This is a genomic window from Shinella yambaruensis (genome assembly GCF_050859155.1).
GTDB classification, from domain to species: domain Bacteria; phylum Pseudomonadota; class Alphaproteobacteria; order Rhizobiales; family Rhizobiaceae; genus Shinella; species Shinella yambaruensis.
The window spans coordinates 4006435-4023392 of sequence record NZ_CP150638.1 but is presented as its reverse complement, the minus strand read 5'-3'; the positions used below and the strand labels follow the sequence as shown (position 1 = coordinate 4023392).

The window sequence follows — 16958 nt, the reverse complement described above, 5'->3', positions numbered from 1 at the left end:
TATCCTACTCCGCTGCCTCCAGCTTGCCCCTGATCCGGCGTGAGCGGCGGGCCAGGTCGTCATATTCGATCTGCCAGTCGGACGGGCCGTTCGACGGCGAGATCTGCACGGCGGTCACCTTATACTCCGGACAGTTCGTCGCCCAGTCGGAGAAATCGGTGGTGATGACGTTCGCCTGCGTCGTCGGGTGGTGGAAGGTCGTGTAGACGACGCCCGGCGCGACGCGATCGGTGACGAGGGCGCGCAGCGTCGTCTCGCCCGCGCGGCTGGCGAGGCGCACCCAGTCGCCGTCGCGGATGCCGCGGTTTTCCGCGTCGTGCGGGTGGATCTCCAGCCGGTCCTCCTCGTGCCAGACGACGTTTTCCGTGCGCCGCGTCTGGGCGCCGACATTGTACTGGCTGAGGATACGGCCGGTGGTGAGCAGCAGCGGGAAGCGCGGGCCGGTCTTCTCGTCCGTCGCGACATATTCCGTGCGGATGAACTTGCCCTTGCCGCGCACGAAGCCGTTGACGTGCATGATCGGCGAGCCCTGCGGGTTCTTCTCGTTGCAGGGCCACTGCACCGAGCCGTTCTTTTCCAGATAGTCGTAGGAAACGAGGGCGAAGCTCGGCGTCGTCGCGGCGATCTCGTCCATGATCTCGGAAGGATGGCTGTAGTTCCAGGCAAGGCCCATGGCCCTGGCGAGGTTCTGGGTGACCTCCCAGTCCGCATAGCCGTTCTTCGGCGTCATCACGCGGCGCACGCGGTTGATGCGGCGCTCGGCATTGGTGAAGGTGCCGTCCTTTTCGAGGAAGGTCGAGCCCGGCAGGAAGACATGGGCATAGTTCGCCGTCTCGTTGAGGAAGAGGTCCTGCACCACGACGCATTCCATGGCGGCGAGGCCTGCGGAGACGTGCCTGGTGTCCGGGTCGGACTGGAGGATGTCCTCGCCCTGGATGTAGAGGCCCTTGAACGAGCCTTCGACTGCGGCGTCCAGCATGTTGGGGATGCGCAGGCCCGGCTCGTTGTTGAGCGTCACGCCCCACAGCTTCTCGAAGATCTCGCGCGTCGCGTCGTCGGAGATGTGGCGGTAGCCCGGCAGTTCGTGCGGGAAGGAGCCCATGTCGCACGAGCCCTGCACATTGTTCTGGCCGCGCAGCGGGTTCACGCCGACGCCCTCGCGGCCGATATTGCCGGTCGCCATGGCAAGGTTGGCGATCGCCATGACGGTCGTCGAGCCCTGGCTGTGCTCGGTGACGCCGAGGCCGTAATAGATCGAGCCGTTGCCGCCGGTGGCGAACAGGCGGGCGGCACCGCGCAGCGTCTCCGCCGGCACGCCGGTGAAGGCCTCGGTTTCCTCGGGGCTGTGGCGCGGCTCGGCGACGAAAGCGGCCCAGTCCTCGAACTCCGACCAGTCGCAGCGCTCGCGGATGAATTTTTCGTCGAAGAGGCCTTCCGTCACGATGACATGGGCGAGCGCCGTGACGACGGCGACATTCGTGCCGGGCTTCAGCGGCAGGTGGTAGGACGCCTTGATGTGCGGCGAGGAGACGAGCTCGATGCGGCGCGGATCGATGACGATCAGCTTGGCGCCCCGGCGCAGGCGCTTCTTCAGGCGCGAGGCGAAGACCGGATGGCCGTCCGTCGGGTTGGCGCCGATGACGATGACGACGTCCGTGTGCTCGACGCTGTCGAAATTCTGCGTACCGGCGGAGGTGCCGAAGGCCTGGCCGAGGCCGTAGCCCGTCGGCGAATGGCAGACGCGGGCGCAGGTATCGACATTGTTGTTGCCGAAGCCGGCGCGGATCAGCTTCTGGACGAGGAAGGTCTCCTCGTTGGTGCAGCGCGAGGAGGTGATGCCGCCGATCGAATCCCGGCCGTACTGGTACTGGATGCGGCGGAACTCGGCGGCGACGTGGGCATTGGCTTCCTCCCAGGTCACCTCGCGCCACGGGTCCGAGATCTTCTCGCGGATCATCGGGTTGAGGATGCGCTCCTTATGGGTCGAGTAGCCATAGGCGAAGCGGCCCTTGACGCAGGAATGGCCACGGTTCGCCTGGCCGTCCTTCCAGGGCACCATGCGCACCAGCTCCTCGCCGCGCATTTCCGCCTTGAAGGAGCAGCCGACGCCGCAATAGGCGCAGGTCGTGACGACGGAATGCTCCGGCTGGCCGATCTCGATGACGGATTTCTCGGTCAGCGTCGCCGTCGGGCAGGCCTGCACGCAGGCGCCGCAGGAGACGCATTCGGATTCGAGGAAGTGCTCGTGCATGCCGGGCGAGACGCGGCTGTCGAAGCCGCGGCCCTCGATGGTCAGCGCGAAGGTGCCCTGCACCTCCTCGCACGCCCGCACGCAGCGCGAGCAGACGATGCATTTCGACGGATCGTAGGTGAAATAGGGGTTCGATTCGTCCTTCGGCATCCAGCGGGCGTTGATCTCGCCGTTGCTGCGCGCCTTGACGTGGTTGTCGCCCTCGTAGCCGTAGCGCACGTCGCGCAGGCCGACCGCCCCGGCCATGTCCTGCAATTCGCAGTCGCCGTTCGCCGCGCAGGTGAGACAGTCGAGCGGGTGGTCGGAGATGTAGAGCTCCATCACGCCCTTGCGGATGTTTTTGAGCCGGCTCGTCTGGGTGTGGACGAAGAGGCCGGGCGCCACCGGGGTCGTGCAGGAGGCGGGCGTGCCGTTGCGGCCCTCGATCTCGACGAGGCAGAGCCGGCAGGAGCCGAAGGCATCCACCATGTCGGTGGCGCAGAGTTTCGGCACCTTTATGCCGGCCTCCATCGAGGCGCGCATGATGGAGGTGCCCTCGGGAACAGTGATCTCGTTCCCGTCGATGGTGAGCGTCACCATCCTTTCCGAGCGGGAGGCGGGAGTGCCGAAGTCGATTTCTGGAACGAGGGACATGGGAACCTCCGGGTCAATCCGTTGCGCCGCGGGTGGGCGGCGACTTCACTTGTTTCTACGACTTCGTCTCGGCGAGCGTCGCCGCGACGAGCGCATTGGCATGGCCATGGCCGAGACCGTGCGTTTCCTTGAGGAACGCGACGATCTGCATATGCGCCTTGCCGTCCTGCGCGCGGATGATCTCTTTCCAGTGCTCGATCGGCTGACCGTAGGTCTTCTCGATCGAGGGGAAGTAGGATGCCGGGCCCTTGACCTTTTCCGCCGCGCTCATTCCGCCGCCTCCACCATCGGGGCCGGGGAAAAATCCTCCGGGAAATGCGTCATGGCGCTCATGACAGGATAGGGCGTGAAGCCGCCGAGCGCGCAGAGCGAACCGAACTTCATGGTGTTGCAGAGGTCGGCGAGCAGTTCGCGGTTCTTTTCGGGCTCGATGCCCTGGGCGATCTTGTCCGCGGTCTCGACGCCGCGCGTCGAACCGATGCGACAGGGCGTGCACTTGCCGCAGCTTTCGACGGCGCAGAATTCCATGGCGAAGCGCGCCTGCTTCAGCATGTCGACCGTGTCATCGAAGACGGTGATGCCGGCATGGCCGATGAGGCCGTCCTTCGCGGCGAAGGCCTCGTAGTCGAAGGGCGTGTCGAACAGGGCGCGCGGGAAATAGGCGCCGAGCGGGCCGCCGACCTGCACGGCGCGGACCGGCCGGCCGGAGGCGGTGCCCCCGCCGATCGTGTCGACGATCTCGCCGAGCGTCAGGCCGAAGGCGGTTTCGTAGAGCCCGCCATGCTTGACGTTGCCGGCGATCTGGATCGGGATCGTGCCGCGCGAGCGACCCATGCCGAAATCGCGGTAATAGGCGGCGCCCTTGCCCATCACAACCGGCACGGAGGCGAGCGAGATGACGTTGTTGACCACCGTGGGGCGGCCCATGAAGCCCTGCAGGGCCGGCAGCGGCGGCTTGGCGCGCACGATGCCGCGCTTGCCTTCCAAGCTGTTGAGCAGCGCCGTCTCCTCGCCGCAGACATAGGCGCCTGCGCCGACGCGGATCTCCATGTCGAACGCCCTGCCGGAGCCGAGCACGGACGGGCCGAGCATGCCGGCGGCACGCGCGATGGCGACGGCGTCGTTCATCACAGCGATGGCGTGCGGATATTCGGAGCGGGTGTAGACGTAGCCCTTGGTGGCGCCGGTGGAAAGGCCCGCGATCGCCATGCCCTCGATCAGCACGAAGGGATCGCCTTCCATGATCATGCGGTCGGCGAAGGTGCCGCTGTCGCCCTCGTCGGCGTTGCAGACGATGTATTTTTGGTCACCCGGCGCATCGAGAACCGTCTTCCATTTGATGCCCGTCGGAAAGCCTGCGCCGCCGCGGCCGCGCAGGCCGCTGTCGGTGACTTTCTTGACGATGTCGGCGGGCGCCATCGCGATGGCCTTTTCGAGGCCTCGGAGGCCGCCATGGGCCTTGTAGTCCTCGAGCGAAAGGGGATCGATGACGCCGCAGCGGGCGAAGGTGAGGCGGGTCTGGTTCTTCAGGAACGGAATCTCTTCCGTTCCGCCAAGACAGAGCGGATGAGCCTTGCCGTCCAGCAGGCCGGCATCGAGCAGGGCGGGCACGTCGGCGGGCCTGACGGGTCCGTAGGCGATGCGGCCTTCGGCCGTCTCGACCTCGACCAGCGGTTCCAGCCAGTGCATGCCGCGCGAGCCGTTTCGCACGATCGTGATGTCGAGCCCGCGGGTCTCCGCCTCGCGGGAGAAGGCCTTGGCGACGCGGTCTGCGCCGAGCGCAAGGGCTGCGGCATCGCGGGGAACGTAGAGACGAACGGTCATCGGCGTGCCTCCGCGACGAGTTCCTTCGCCAGATCCGCATCGACCCGTCCATGCACCTCGCCGTCGAGCATCGCGGCGGGTGCGCAGGAACAGAGCCCGAGACAGTAGATCGGTTCGAGCGTGACGGCGCCGTCCAGCGTCGTCTGGTGGAAATCGATGCCGAGCAGCGCCTTCACGCGCTCCGCCAGCTCGTCCCCGCCCATCGACTGACAGGCCTCGGCGCGACAGAGCTTGAGCACATGCCGTCCGGTCGGGTGGTCGCGATAGTCGTGATAGAAGGTGACGACGCCATGCACCTCGGCGCGCGACAGGTTGAGCGCGCGGGCAATCACCGGCAGGCTTTCCTGCGGCACGAAGCCGAACTCCGCCTGGATCTCGTGCAGGATGGGAAGAAGCGGCCCTTCGAGCCCCTTCAGTTCGCTGACGATCGCCAGCGTTCTTGCGCCGACATTGCTGCCGGGTACGTGCACATTCATCGTCAGGCCTCCCAACCGACACGAATGAACCGCAAGGCCTCCGGGTTCTGCCGCGTCGATACCATTGAAACTGCTCGGCGAAGACCGGAACCCTGTCGATCCACGCGCTATTCTAACAGCTTCTCAGCCGGGAGGCGACCGGTCAATAAAGCAAAGCCGTTGATCGATAGAAAAAACCTATCAATCGATCCCCTTCTCCGCCAGCACGCGTGCTTCGTGCAGCAGGGCGGACACGAGCGGGGTGAAGGGCTCGCGATGGGTGGCGACGAGGCCGACGGTGTGGTGCGGCTCGGGATCGACGAGGGAAACTATACTTATTTCGTCAGGAAATCCAAACGATTTTGCGACGTTTCGCGGCATGATGCTCGCCCAGCGTCCTGTGCGCACATGGGAGAACAGCACGATCATCGAATTGGCTTCCAGCGAAGGCTCCACCGAAACGCCCGCTTCGGCAAAGTGCCGGTTGATGATGCGCCGGTTCTGCATGTCGGCGGTCAATAGGCAAAGTCGAACGCCGCCGGCCTCCTGCCAGGTCACGGTCTGGCGATCGGCAAAGGGCGTGCCGCGGGCGGTGACGAGGCAATAGTGCTCGTGCAGCAGCGGCACGCTGGTGACGCGGCCGAGCGGCTCGTTTTCGAGGTAGGTGAGGCCGGCGTCGATCTCCAGGTTCTCCAGGAGGCCGAGGATCTTGATCGACGTGGTGGAAACGATGGAGAAGGTGACGTCCGGGTGCTTTTCCTGGAAGGGAGCGGTGATGCGCGGCACCATGGCGAGCGTCGTCGGGATGGCGGCAAGGCGGATATGGCCGGACAGGCCCTTGCGCGCCGCGCGCATCTCCTCGCGCATGGTGCGCGTGTCGCCGACGATGCGGCGGGCCCATTCGAGCACGCGCTGGCCTTCCGGCGTCAGGCCCTGGTAGCGCGAGCCGCGCACGACGAGCATCACGCCCAGATGGTCCTCCAGCTGGCGGATCGCCGCCGAAAGCGTCGGCTGCGAGATGCCGAGCTCTTCCGCCGCCCGGGCGAAATGTCTCTCGCGGGCAAGCGCAATGAAGTATTCGAGCTTGTCTATCATCCCGTGCCTCCGCGTCCTTGATACAAAAGAACAGTGGCGGCACCAATGCCCCGCGCCCTATATCTGGGACGAATGGATGAGCACGAGGAGAAAGCCATGACGTTCCAGGCATTGCTGGTGGAGAAGGGGGCGGATGGCGCGGTTTCCGCGTCGGTCCAGGAACTGGACGATTCGCGGCTTCCGGACGGCGACGTCACCGTCGCCGTCGAGTATTCGACGCTCAACTACAAGGACGGGCTCTGCATCAACGGCAAGGGCGGGCTGGTGCGTGCCTTCCCGCATGTGCCGGGCGTCGATTTCGCCGGCACGGTCGAAGCGTCGGACGATCCGCGCTACCGGCCGGGCGACCGGGTGGTGCTGACCGGATGGCGGGTCGGCGAAGTCTGGTGGGGCGGGTACGCGACGCGGGCGAAGGTCAAGGCCGACTGGCTGGTGCCGCTGCCGGAGGAGCTGTCGACCCGGCAGGCCATGGCGATCGGCACGGCGGGGCTCACCTCCATGATGTCCGTCATCGCGCTGGAAGAGGCCGGCCTTTCGCCGCTGAAAGGCGAGGTGCTGGTGACGGGCGCGGCGGGCGGCGTCGGCTCGGTGGCGGTCGCGCTGCTGGCACGGCTCGGCTATTCGGTCGCCGCCGTCACGGGGCGGCCGGAAGCGGCGGGCTACCTGAAGGAACTGGGTGCCGAAACGATCGTCGACCGCGGCGAACTGTCGGAGGCGAGCAGCAAGCCGCTGGAATCGGAGCGCTGGGCCGGTGCCGTCGATGCTGTCGGCGGCGACATGCTGGCGCGGGTGCTCAAGCAGATGAAATATGACGGTGCCGTCGCCGCGGTCGGCCTTGCCGCCGGTGCCGCGGTTCCCTCCTTCACCGTCATCCCGTTCCTCCTGCGTGGTGTCAGCCTGCTCGGCATCGATTCGGTCATGCGGCCCTACGACCAGCGCGTCGATGCCTGGAACCGCATCGCCGCCGACCTGCCGATGGACAAGCTGGAGGCCATGGTGGTGGAGCACCGGCTGTCCGACCTGCCGGAGCTGGCCGGCAGGATCCTCGAGGGCAAGGTGAAAGGCCGCGTCGTCATAGACGTCAACGCTTGACCGGGCCACCGGTCTCAGCAGATCAGCTGGCCGCCGTTCACCTCCAGCACCTGGCCGGTGATATAACCGGAAAGGGCCTTGGAGGCGAGGAAGAGATAGGCGGGGGCGCAGTCCTCCGCCGTGCCGAGCCGCTGTAGCGGAATGGTCTTGCGCGTCGCCTCCAGCTTTTCGGCCGACGAATAGCGCGAATGGAAGTCGGTGGTGATCGTGCCCGGCGAGACGCAGTTGACGCGGATGCCGTCCGGCGCGAGCTCGCGCGCCAGCCCCTTGGAATAGGTCGAAACGAAGGCCTTGGTCGCCGAATAGATCGCCGAACCCGGGCTGCCGCCGGTGAGCGCCGAGATCGAGACCGTGTTGACGATGGCGGCGCTTGGCGCCCGGAGCAATGAAGGCAGCAGCGCGCGCGTCACCTCGACGACGGAGGTCTGGTTGAGGCGCACGACGGTCTCGTACTGCTCGTCCGTCAGCTCGGCGGCCGGGAAGCGGCCGACCATCGTGCCGGCATTGTTGATGAGCACGTCGACATGCGGGAAGAGGCTGTCCACCCGCTGCAGGATCGCGCCGATGCCGCCTTCGACGAGGAAGTCGGAATAGACGATATGGGCGCGGGCCTCCGCGACGGCGTTTTCCAGGAAATCGGGCAATGGGCCGGAAGGCGCCCGCCCGCCATGCAGCAGCACATGGGCGCCGCAATCGAGGAACTGCCGGGCGATCTCCAGGCCGATGCCGCGCCCCGCGCCCGTCACGACGACGTTGGCGCCCTTGAACAAGGCCGGATGAAACATGTGCTTTCCTCCCGATGCTCGCCGCAACCCGCTGCCGGCCCAGTATCACAAAAAGTGGGGCGCACTCCAAGAAGGCGGGGCGGATCAATTGATGTGCTTTCGTTTTTGCATATTATGAAAACAAACGAAAGCAATGGGAGGAGCCAATGTTTCTGACAGGTCGCCAGGCGGAGATCCTCGATCTCGCCAAGGCCGAGGGCCGCGTGCTCGTGGAGGACCTTGCGGCGCGCTTCTCCGTGACGCCGCAGACCATCCGCAAGGATCTCAACGATCTCTGCGATAACAAGGTCTTGACGCGCATCCATGGCGGGGCGCTGTTCCCGAGCGGCAACGAGAATGTCAAATACGAGGCGCGCCGCTCCATCGCCGCGCCGGAAAAGCAGGCGATCGGACGCGCCGCCGCGGCCATGATCCCGGACAATTCCTCGCTTTTCATCAATATCGGAACGACGACGGAGGCGGTGGGCGAGGCGCTGCTCGATCACAAGGAATTGATGGTCATCACCAATAATATCAACGTCGCCAACCGTTTGCGCGTCTACCCCTCGATCGAGGTGGTGATTGCCGGCGGCGTCGTGCGCGGCGCGGACGGCGGCATCGTCGGCGAGGCGGCGGTCGATTTCATCCGCCAGTTCAAGGTGGACTATGCCGTCATCGGCGTTTCCGCGATCGATGAGGACGGCGCGCTGCTCGATTTCGACTATCGCGAGGTGAAGGTGGCGCAGGCGATCATCGCGAATGCGCGTCACGTCATCCTGGTTTCGGATTCGACGAAATTCGAAAGGACCGCGCCGGTTCGCATCGGCCACCTCTCGCAGGTCCACACTTTCATCACCGACAGCTGTCCTTTCGAGGGCATTCGCAGCATTTGCCAGGAGCATGACGTGCGTCTCGTGGAAACGTCCTCTCCACCCTGAGGGCGGAAATGACGTTTTCACTCACATTCGTTTGACATTCGAAATGTTTTCGTTTTAACTCCACTGGCTTTCGCAACTGCGCAGATTTGTGCGATGCGAAATGGGAGGGGAATTTGAACGGCGACGTGATCCGCGATATTTTCGTTATCGGTGGCGGCATCAATGGCTGCGGCATCGCGCGCGATGCGGCGGGCCGTGGTTATTCGGTCGTGCTTGCCGAGATGAAGGACTTTGCGTCGGGCACGTCCTCGGCCTCCACCAAGCTCATCCACGGCGGCCTGCGCTATCTCGAACATTACGAATTCCGCCTGGTGCGCGAGGCGCTGATGGAGCGCGAAGTGCTCTGGGCCATGGCGCCGCACGTCATCTGGCCGATGCGCTTCGTGCTGCCCTTCCAGAAGGGCGGCCTGCGCCCGGCCTGGCTCATCCGTCTCGGCCTCTTCCTTTACGACTATATCGGCGGGCGCAAGCTGCTGCCGGCCACCCGCACGCTCGACCTTGCAAAGGATCCGGCGGGCGGGCCGCTGAAGAAGCTCTTCCGCAAGGCCTTCGAATATTCCGACGGCTGGGTGGACGATGCCCGCCTCGTCGTTCTCAATGCCCGCGACGCCGCCGATCGCGGCGCGGATATCCGCACGGCTACCCGGGTCGTCACCGCGCGCCGCGAAAATGGCCACTGGGCCGTCGAGACCGAGAATGTCGAGACGGGCGCGCGTGAAAATTTCCGGGCGCGCATGCTGGTCAATGCGGCAGGTCCCTGGGTCGACAAGGTCCTCTCCACCGCCTTCGGCCGCAACGACGTGCACAATGTCCGCCTCGTGCAGGGCAGTCACATCGTCGTGAAGACGAAGTTCTCTGATCCGCGCGCCTACTTCTTCCAGAACCCGGACGGGCGTATCATGTTCGCCATTCCCTACCAGGAAGAGTTCACGCTGATCGGCACGACCGACCGGGACTACCAGGGCGATCCCCGGGATGTTCGCATCAGCGACGCGGAAATCGACTATCTTTGCGCCTCGGCGAGCGAATATTTCGCCGAGCCGGTGAAGCGGGACGACATCGTCTGGACCTATTCCGGCGTGCGCCCGCTCTTCGACGACGGCGCCAGCAAGGCGCAGGAAGCGACGCGCGACTACGTGCTGAAGGTCGAGGGCGGCGATGGCCAGGCGCCGTTGCTCAACATTTTCGGCGGCAAGCTCACCACCTACCGGCGCCTCGCCGAATCGGCGCTGGAGAAGATCGGGGATGCGATCGGCGCGAAGGGGGACCGCTGGACGGCCGGTTCGCGCCTGCCCGGCGGCGATTTCAAGGTCGACGGGTTCGATGCCGAGGTGAAGGGGCTTTCCGCGCGGTTCGCCTTCCTCGCCCCGGCCCATGCCCGCCGGCTCGTGCGGCTCTACGGCACGCGGGCGGCGGCGATGCTGGACGGCGCGAAGGGCATCGACGATCTCGGCCGGCATTTCGGCAGCGACCTTTATGAGCGCGAAGTGCGCTGGCTGATGAAGGAAGAATGGGCCCGGCATGCCGAGGACGTGCTGTGGCGGCGGACCAAACGCGGATTGCATCTGACAGCCGCGGAGGCGGCTGTTCTGGAAGACTACATGGCGGCTGCACAGGCGGCCCCCCACTAGCGACCTTTTCCGGTGGCTGGGAGGAACGACGGAGACAGGAATGCTGGAACTCAAGAACATCACGAAGGTGGCGGGGGCGGAGACGCACATCCATCCGACCAACCTCGTGCTCGAGCGCGGCTCGCTCAACGTGCTGCTCGGCCCGACGCTGTCGGGCAAGACCTCGCTGATGCGGCTGATGGCCGGCCTCGACACGCCGACATCCGGTTCCGTCTGGTTCGACGGCAAGGACGTGACGGGCGTGCGCGTGCAGGATCGTGGCGTCGCCATGGTCTACCAGCAGTTCATCAACTATCCGGCGCTGACCGTCTACGAGAACATCGCCTCGCCGATGCGCATCAAGGGCGCCGACAACGCGACCATCGACCGGGAAGTGCGCAAGGCGGCCGATCTCCTGAAGCTGACGCCCTATCTCGACCGCACGCCGCTCAATCTTTCGGGCGGCCAGCAGCAGCGCACGGCGCTCGCCCGCGCCATCGTCAAGAATGCCAGCCTCGTGCTGCTCGACGAGCCGCTCGCCAACCTCGACTACAAGCTGCGCGAGGAGCTGCGCCTCGAACTGCCGAAGATCTTCGCCGCCTCCGGCGCGATCTTCGTCTACGCGACGACGGAACCCTCCGAGGCGTTGCTGCTCGGCGGCAACACGGCGACGCTCTCCGAGGGCCGCATCACCCAGTTCGGCCGCACGATCGACGTCTATCGCCGCCCGAACGATCTTCTGACCGCGCGTACCTTCGCCGACCCGCCGCTCAACACCATGCAGGTGCTGAAGACCGGCGGCCATTTCGAGATCGGCGGCAAGCCGGTCCTGCCGGTGCCGGTGCATCTTGTCGCGCTGCCGGACGGCCCCAGCACCATCGCCTTCCATCCGCATCACCTTTCGCTCGCCAGCCAGCATCCGGCTTCCGCGAGCCTTCAGGCGCGCACGGCGATTTCCGAGATCGCCGGCTCGGAAAGCTTCATTCACATCGAGTTCGAGGGCAGCCGCTGGGTCATGCTCTCGCCGGGCATCCACGACATCGAGCCGGACGCGGTCATCACCGTCCATGTCGATACGCGCCATCTGATGGCCTTCGGCACGGACGGCAGGGCGATCGCGGAACCCGCGGCCGCGGCGGCCTGAGGAGGAGACCATGGCACGCATCAATCTCGACCACATCCGCCACGCCTACGGCGAAAAACCGAAATCGGAAGCGGACTATGCGCTGAAGGAAGTGCACCACGAGTGGAACGACGGCGGCGCCTATGCGCTGCTCGGCCCCTCGGGCTGCGGCAAGACCACGCTGCTCAACATCATCTCCGGCCTGCTGCAGCCGTCCGAGGGGCGCATCCTGTTCGACGGCAAGGATGTCACCTACCTTTCGACGCAGCAGCGCAACATCGCGCAGGTCTTCCAGTTTCCGGTCATCTACGACACGATGACGGTCTACGACAATCTCGCCTTCCCCTTGCGCAACCGTGGCGTCGCGGAGCCTGAAGTCGATCGCCGCGTGCGCGAGATCCTGGAAATGATCGATCTCGCGGGCTGGGCGAAGAAGACGGCGCGCGGGCTCACCGCCGACCAGAAGCAGAAGATCTCGCTCGGCCGCGGCCTGGTGCGCAACGACGTCAACGCTATCCTGTTCGACGAGCCGCTGACCGTCATCGACCCGCATATGAAATGGGTGCTGCGCTCGCAGCTGAAGAAGCTGCACCGGCAGTTCGGCTTCACCATGGTCTATGTCACGCATGACCAGACCGAGGCGCTGACCTTCGCCGACAAGGTCGTGGTCATGTATGACGGCCAGATCGTGCAGATCGGTACGCCGGCCGAGCTTTTCGAAAAGCCGAGCCACACCTTCGTCGGCTACTTCATCGGCTCGCCGGGCATGAACGTGCTGCCGGTATTCATCGACGGCAACAGCATCAGGGTCGGTGAAGAGACGCTTACGCTCGACTACCGGCCGCAGGTCGCCGCCGGCGCGAAGACGGAACTCGGCATCCGCCCGGAATTCATCGCGCTGTCGCGCGAGGGCATGCCAGTCTCGATCAGCAAGGTCGAGGATATCGGCCGGCAGAAGATCGTGCGCGCCGAATTCGCCGGCAAGCCGATCGCCATCGTCGTTCCCGAGGACGGCGAAATCCCCGCCGAGCCGCGCGTCACCTTCGATCCCGCGGCCATCAACATCTACGCCGATTCCTGGCGTGTCGGCAGGGAGGGCTGACAATGAACAAGACCTGGAACAACAAGGCCTGGTTCATGGTCCTGCCCGTCCTGCTGCTCGTCGCCTTCTCGGCGGTGATCCCGCTGATGACGGTGGTGAACTATTCGGTGCAGGACACGTTCGGCAACAACCAGTTCTTCTGGAACGGCGTCGGCTGGTTCTCCGACGTTCTGGAATCCGACCGCTTCTGGCAGGCGCTCGGCCGCAACCTGCTCTTTTCCGGCATCATCCTGACCATCGAGATCCCGCTCGGCATCCTGATCGCGCTCAACATGCCCAAGAAGGGCCTCGGCGTGCCGGTCTGCCTCGTCCTGATGGCGCTGCCGCTGCTCATCCCGTGGAATGTCGTCGGCACGATCTGGCAGGTGTTCGGCCGCGTCGACATCGGCCTGCTCGGCCGCACGCTCCATTCGCTCGGCATCAACTACAACTATGTCAACAACGTCTTCGATGCCTGGCTGACGCTGATCATCATGGACGTCTGGCACTGGACGAGCCTTGTCGTGCTGCTCTGCTATGCCGGCCTCGTCTCGATCCCGGAGGCCTATTACCAGGCCGCCAAGATCGACGGCGCCTCGCGCTGGGCCGTGTTCCGCTACATCCAGCTTCCCAAGATGAAGCGCGTGCTGCTCATCGCCTTCCTGCTGCGCTTCATGGACAGTTTCATGATCTATACCGAGCCATTCGTCGTCACCGGCGGCGGCCCCGGCAATTCGACCACCTTCCTGTCGATCGACCTCGTCAAGATGGCGATCGGCCAGTTCGACCTCGGCCCGGCCGCGGCCATGTCCATCATCTACTTCCTGATCATCCTGCTGCTCTCGTGGATCTTCTACACGGTCATGACCAGCAGCGACGAGCAGGCGTGAGGGAGGAAAACCATGACCTCACAGGCAACCACCGCAAACACCATCCAGACGAGCGTTGCGAGCAATGCCGGCGCGAAGGCCGGGGCCGGCTCGAAGCGCAGCCTCTCCTGGCTCATTCCGACGCTCTACATCGTCTTCCTGATGCTGCCGATCTACTGGCTCGTCAACATGAGCTTCAAGACGAACCAGGAGATCACCGGCGTCTTCTCGCTCTGGCCGCAGTCGCCGACGCTCCGGAACTACGCCGTGATCTTCACCGATTCGGCCTGGTATTCGGGCTATATCAACTCGATCCTCTATGTGGTCCTGAACACGGTCATCTCGGTCGCCGTGGCGCTGCCGGCGGCCTACGCCTTCTCGCGCTACCGCTTCCTCGGCGACAAGCACCTGTTCTTCTGGCTCTTGACCAACCGCATGGCGCCGCCGGCCGTCTTCGCGCTGCCGTTCTTCCAGCTCTATTCGGCCTTCGGCCTGATCGACACGCATATCGCCGTCGCCATCGCGCACTGCCTGTTCAACGTGCCGCTCGCCGTCTGGATCCTCGAGGGCTTCATGTCCGGCGTGCCGAAGGAGATCGACGAGACCGCCTATATCGACGGCTATTCGTTCCCGAAGTTCTTCGCCAAGATCTTCGTGCCGCTGATCGCCTCGGGCATCGGTGTCGCCGCCTTCTTCTGCTTCATGTTCTCCTGGGTCGAGCTCCTGATCGCCCGCACGCTGACGACGACGGACGCCAAGCCGATCGCCGCCACGATGACGCGCACGGTCTCGGCCTCGGGCATGGACTGGGGCGTGCTGGCCGCCGCCGGTGTGCTCACCATCATTCCCGGCGCGCTCGTCATCTATTTCGTCCGCAACTACATCGCCAAGGGCTTTGCCCTGGGGAGGGTCTGATGGCCGCCGTCGCAAACCGCAACAACCGCTGGCCCGTGGCGCTTGCCGCCGTGCTCGCCGCCTATGCCGTCATCACGGGCCTCCTCGTCATGGCGATCCCCGTCAAGGACGGCGCGCGCGACTGGTTCGCCTCGCTCATTCCGGGCGGCTGGATGGCCTGGTCGTTCCCGACGGCCATGTTCTTCCTGACGATCTTCACGCTGATCGCGCTGATGGCGGTGTGGGAATATGCCCGTCCGGGCGGGTCCCCGCGCGTCGGCATCCTGCGCTTCGAGACGACCCGCGGCGACCGGCTCTTCGTGTCGCTGCTCGGCTCGGCGTTCATTCATCTCGCATGGCTGGGGCTCGTCGGCCCCAACCTGTGGTGGGCTCTTGCCTTGTCCGTGGTCTACGCCATCGGCGTGTTCCGCTTCGTCTAGGCAAAGGAAAGGGAGGCCCCGGGGAGAATAGGGGCCTTCGCGCATGCAATCGCAAAACCCCAAGGGAGGATCAATATGCGAAAGCAACTTCTGACGACGACGGCAGCCATGCTGCTGGCGTTCACCGGCTCCGCATTCGCGGACATGGATGCCGCCAAGAAATTCCTCGATGCGGAAATCGGCGACCTGTCCGCGCTCGACCGCGCCGGCCAGGAAGCGGAGATGCAGTGGTTCATCGATGCTGCCAAGCCCTTCGCCGGCATGGAGATCAAGGTCGTTTCGGAAACGATCACCACGCATGAATACGAATCGAAGGTCCTTGCGCCGGCCTTCACCGCCATCACCGGCATCAAGATCACCCACGACCTGATCGGCGAAGGCGACGTCATCGAGAAGCTCCAGACGCAGATGCAGTCGGGCGAGAACATCTACGACGCCTATGTCAACGACTCGGACCTGATCGGCACCCATTGGCGCTACCAGCAGGCCCGTTCGCTGACCGATTTCATGGCGAACGAAGGCAAGGACGTCACCAATCCCGGTCTGGACCTCGACGACTTCATCGGCAAGTCCTTCACGACGGCACCGGACGGCAAGCTCTACCAGCTGCCCGACCAGCAGTTCGCGAACCTCTACTGGTTCCGCTACGACTGGTTCAACGACGAGAAGAACAAGGCGGACTTCAAGGAGAAGTACGGCTACGACCTCGGCGTTCCGGTCAACTGGTCGGCCTATGAGGACATCGCCGAGTTCTTCACCGGCCGCGAGATCGACGGCAAGAAGGTCTATGGCCACATGGACTACGGCAAGAAGGACCCGTCGCTCGGCTGGCGCTTCACCGATGCCTGGCTCTCGATGGCCGGCAACGGCGACAAGGGCATCCCGAACGGCCTGCCGGTCGACGAATGGGGCATCAAGGTCGACGAGAATTCCCGTCCGGTCGGCTCGTGCGTCGCCCGCGGCGGCGACACCAACGGCCCGGCTTCGGTCTATGCCATCCAGAAGTACCTCGACTGGCTGAAGGCCTATGCACCGGCGGCTGCCGGCGGCATGACCTTCTCCGAATCCGGCCCGGTTCCCTCGCAGGGCGAAGTCGCCCAGCAGATGTTCACCTATACGGCGTTCACCGCCGACTTCGTGAAGGAAGGCCTGCCGGTCGTCAACGAGGACGGCACGCCGAAGTGGCGCTTCGCCCCGTCGCCGCACGGCGTCTACTGGAAGGACGGCATGAAGCTCGGCTACCAGGACGTGGGTTCCTGGACGCTGTTGAAGTCGACGCCTGACGACCGCGCCAAGGCCGCCTGGCTCTATGCGCAGTTCGTCGTCTCCAAGACGGTCGACGTCAAGAAGAGCCATGTCGGCCTGACGCTCATCCGCGAATCCTCGATCGCCCATCCGTCGTTCACGGAGCGGGCGCCGAAGCTGGGCGGTCTGATCGAGTTCTACCGTTCGCCGGCCCGCGTGCAGTGGTCGCCGACCGGTACGAACATCCCGGACTATCCGAAGCTGGCACAGCTGTGGTGGCAGGCGATCGGCGATGCCTCCTCGGGCGCCAAGTCCGCGCAGGAAGCCATGGATTCTCTGTGCGCCGAGCAGGAGAAGGTGCTGGAGCGCCTCGAGCGTGCCGGTGTCATGGGCGACATGGGTCCGAAGCTCGCCGAAGAGCACGATCTCGAATACTGGAACAAGGATGCCGTTGCGAAGGGCAATCTCGCGCCGCAGCTGAAGATCGAGAACGAAAAGGAAAAGCCGCTCACCGTCAACTATGACGAACTCGTCAAGAGCTGGCAGAAGTAAGGCGAACCGGCCGCGGGCGGCGTTTCGCCCGCGGCCATCTTTCCGGCATTTCCGGTAAGGCCGCGACGCGGTCTTGCGGGAAATGCCGTATC

15 protein-coding genes are annotated in these 16958 nt (G+C 64.9%); 9 read left to right on the top strand and 6 right to left on the bottom strand.

Annotated features, from left to right (window positions below; genetic code table 11):
- Nucleotides 1-4: 4 nt before the first annotated feature.
- The 5 genes from fdhF to WMC41_RS19645 all read right to left on the bottom strand — a co-directional run bounded on the left by fdhF (nt 5) and on the right by WMC41_RS19645 (nt 6258).
- Nucleotides 5-2884, bottom strand: coding sequence for a formate dehydrogenase subunit alpha (fdhF, locus tag WMC41_RS19665; RefSeq protein WP_432345848.1), 2880 nt, complete (start codon nt 2882-2884; stop codon nt 5-7).
- A 55-nt stretch (nt 2885-2939) separates the two neighbouring features.
- Complete coding sequence (locus WMC41_RS19660; RefSeq protein ID WP_288081123.1) at nt 2940-3155, bottom strand: DUF4287 domain-containing protein; 216 nt, start codon at nt 3153-3155, stop codon at nt 2940-2942.
- A complete protein-coding gene (locus tag WMC41_RS19655; protein ID WP_432345845.1) occupies nt 3152-4708 on the bottom strand; it encodes a formate dehydrogenase beta subunit in 1557 nt (518 codons plus the stop codon). Before WMC41_RS19655 ends, WMC41_RS19660 begins: the two co-directional genes overlap by 4 nt.
- On the bottom strand, nt 4705-5184 hold the full coding sequence (locus WMC41_RS19650) for a formate dehydrogenase subunit gamma (protein ID WP_432345843.1): 480 nt from the start codon (nt 5182-5184) through the stop codon (nt 4705-4707). Before WMC41_RS19650 ends, WMC41_RS19655 begins: the two co-directional genes overlap by 4 nt.
- A 180-nt stretch (nt 5185-5364) precedes the next feature.
- Complete coding sequence (locus tag WMC41_RS19645) at nt 5365-6258, bottom strand: LysR family transcriptional regulator (RefSeq protein ID WP_244769233.1); 894 nt, start codon at nt 6256-6258, stop codon at nt 5365-5367.
- A gap of 96 nt (nt 6259-6354) precedes the next feature.
- Between WMC41_RS19645 and WMC41_RS19640 the strand changes: the two genes are divergently transcribed.
- On the top strand, nt 6355-7350 hold the full coding sequence (locus tag WMC41_RS19640; RefSeq protein ID WP_244769234.1) for an MDR family oxidoreductase: 996 nt from the start codon (nt 6355-6357) through the stop codon (nt 7348-7350).
- Between the two features lie 14 nt (nt 7351-7364).
- On the opposite strand, the gene WMC41_RS19635 is transcribed toward WMC41_RS19640, so the two are convergent.
- Nucleotides 7365-8135, bottom strand: coding sequence for an SDR family NAD(P)-dependent oxidoreductase (locus WMC41_RS19635; RefSeq protein ID WP_272807017.1), 771 nt, complete (start codon nt 8133-8135; stop codon nt 7365-7367).
- Between the two features lie 146 nt (nt 8136-8281).
- Here WMC41_RS19635 and WMC41_RS19630 point away from each other — a divergent pair, with 146 nt between their 5' ends.
- The 8 genes from WMC41_RS19630 to WMC41_RS19595 all read left to right on the top strand — a co-directional run bounded on the left by WMC41_RS19630 (nt 8282) and on the right by WMC41_RS19595 (nt 16866).
- Entirely contained in the window at nt 8282-9052 is a 771-nt protein-coding gene (locus WMC41_RS19630) for a DeoR/GlpR family DNA-binding transcription regulator (RefSeq protein WP_244769236.1), read from the top strand.
- 113 nt (nt 9053-9165) lie between these two features.
- Entirely contained in the window at nt 9166-10683 is a 1518-nt protein-coding gene (gene glpD, locus WMC41_RS19625) for a glycerol-3-phosphate dehydrogenase (RefSeq protein WP_244769237.1), read from the top strand.
- A gap of 40 nt (nt 10684-10723) precedes the next feature.
- Nucleotides 10724-11806 carry an ABC transporter ATP-binding protein gene (locus WMC41_RS19620; protein ID WP_432345839.1) on the top strand — a complete coding sequence of 361 codons (1083 nt, stop codon included), beginning with the start codon at nt 10724-10726 and terminating at the stop codon, nt 11804-11806.
- Nucleotides 11807-11816: 10 nt separating this feature from the next.
- The gene (locus WMC41_RS19615; RefSeq protein WP_432345837.1) at nt 11817-12887 is read left to right on the top strand and encodes an ABC transporter ATP-binding protein; all 1071 of its coding nucleotides are present in this window, start codon (nt 11817-11819) and stop codon (nt 12885-12887) included.
- Between the two features lie 2 nt (nt 12888-12889).
- Nucleotides 12890-13756: a carbohydrate ABC transporter permease gene (locus WMC41_RS19610; RefSeq protein ID WP_244769240.1), complete on the top strand. Its 867-nt coding sequence runs from the start codon at nt 12890-12892 to the stop codon at nt 13754-13756.
- Between the two features lie 12 nt (nt 13757-13768).
- Nucleotides 13769-14650 carry a carbohydrate ABC transporter permease gene (locus tag WMC41_RS19605; RefSeq protein WP_432345835.1) on the top strand — a complete coding sequence of 294 codons (882 nt, stop codon included), beginning with the start codon at nt 13769-13771 and terminating at the stop codon, nt 14648-14650.
- Entirely contained in the window at nt 14650-15069 is a 420-nt protein-coding gene (locus tag WMC41_RS19600) for a DUF2160 domain-containing protein (RefSeq protein WP_084438163.1), read from the top strand. Before WMC41_RS19605 ends, WMC41_RS19600 begins: the two co-directional genes overlap by 1 nt.
- 75 nt (nt 15070-15144) lie before the next feature.
- Nucleotides 15145-16866 (top strand): ABC transporter substrate-binding protein, encoded by a 1722-nt coding sequence (locus WMC41_RS19595; RefSeq protein WP_288081110.1) that lies wholly within the window; start codon nt 15145-15147, stop codon nt 16864-16866.
- Nucleotides 16867-16958 lie beyond the last annotated feature (92 nt).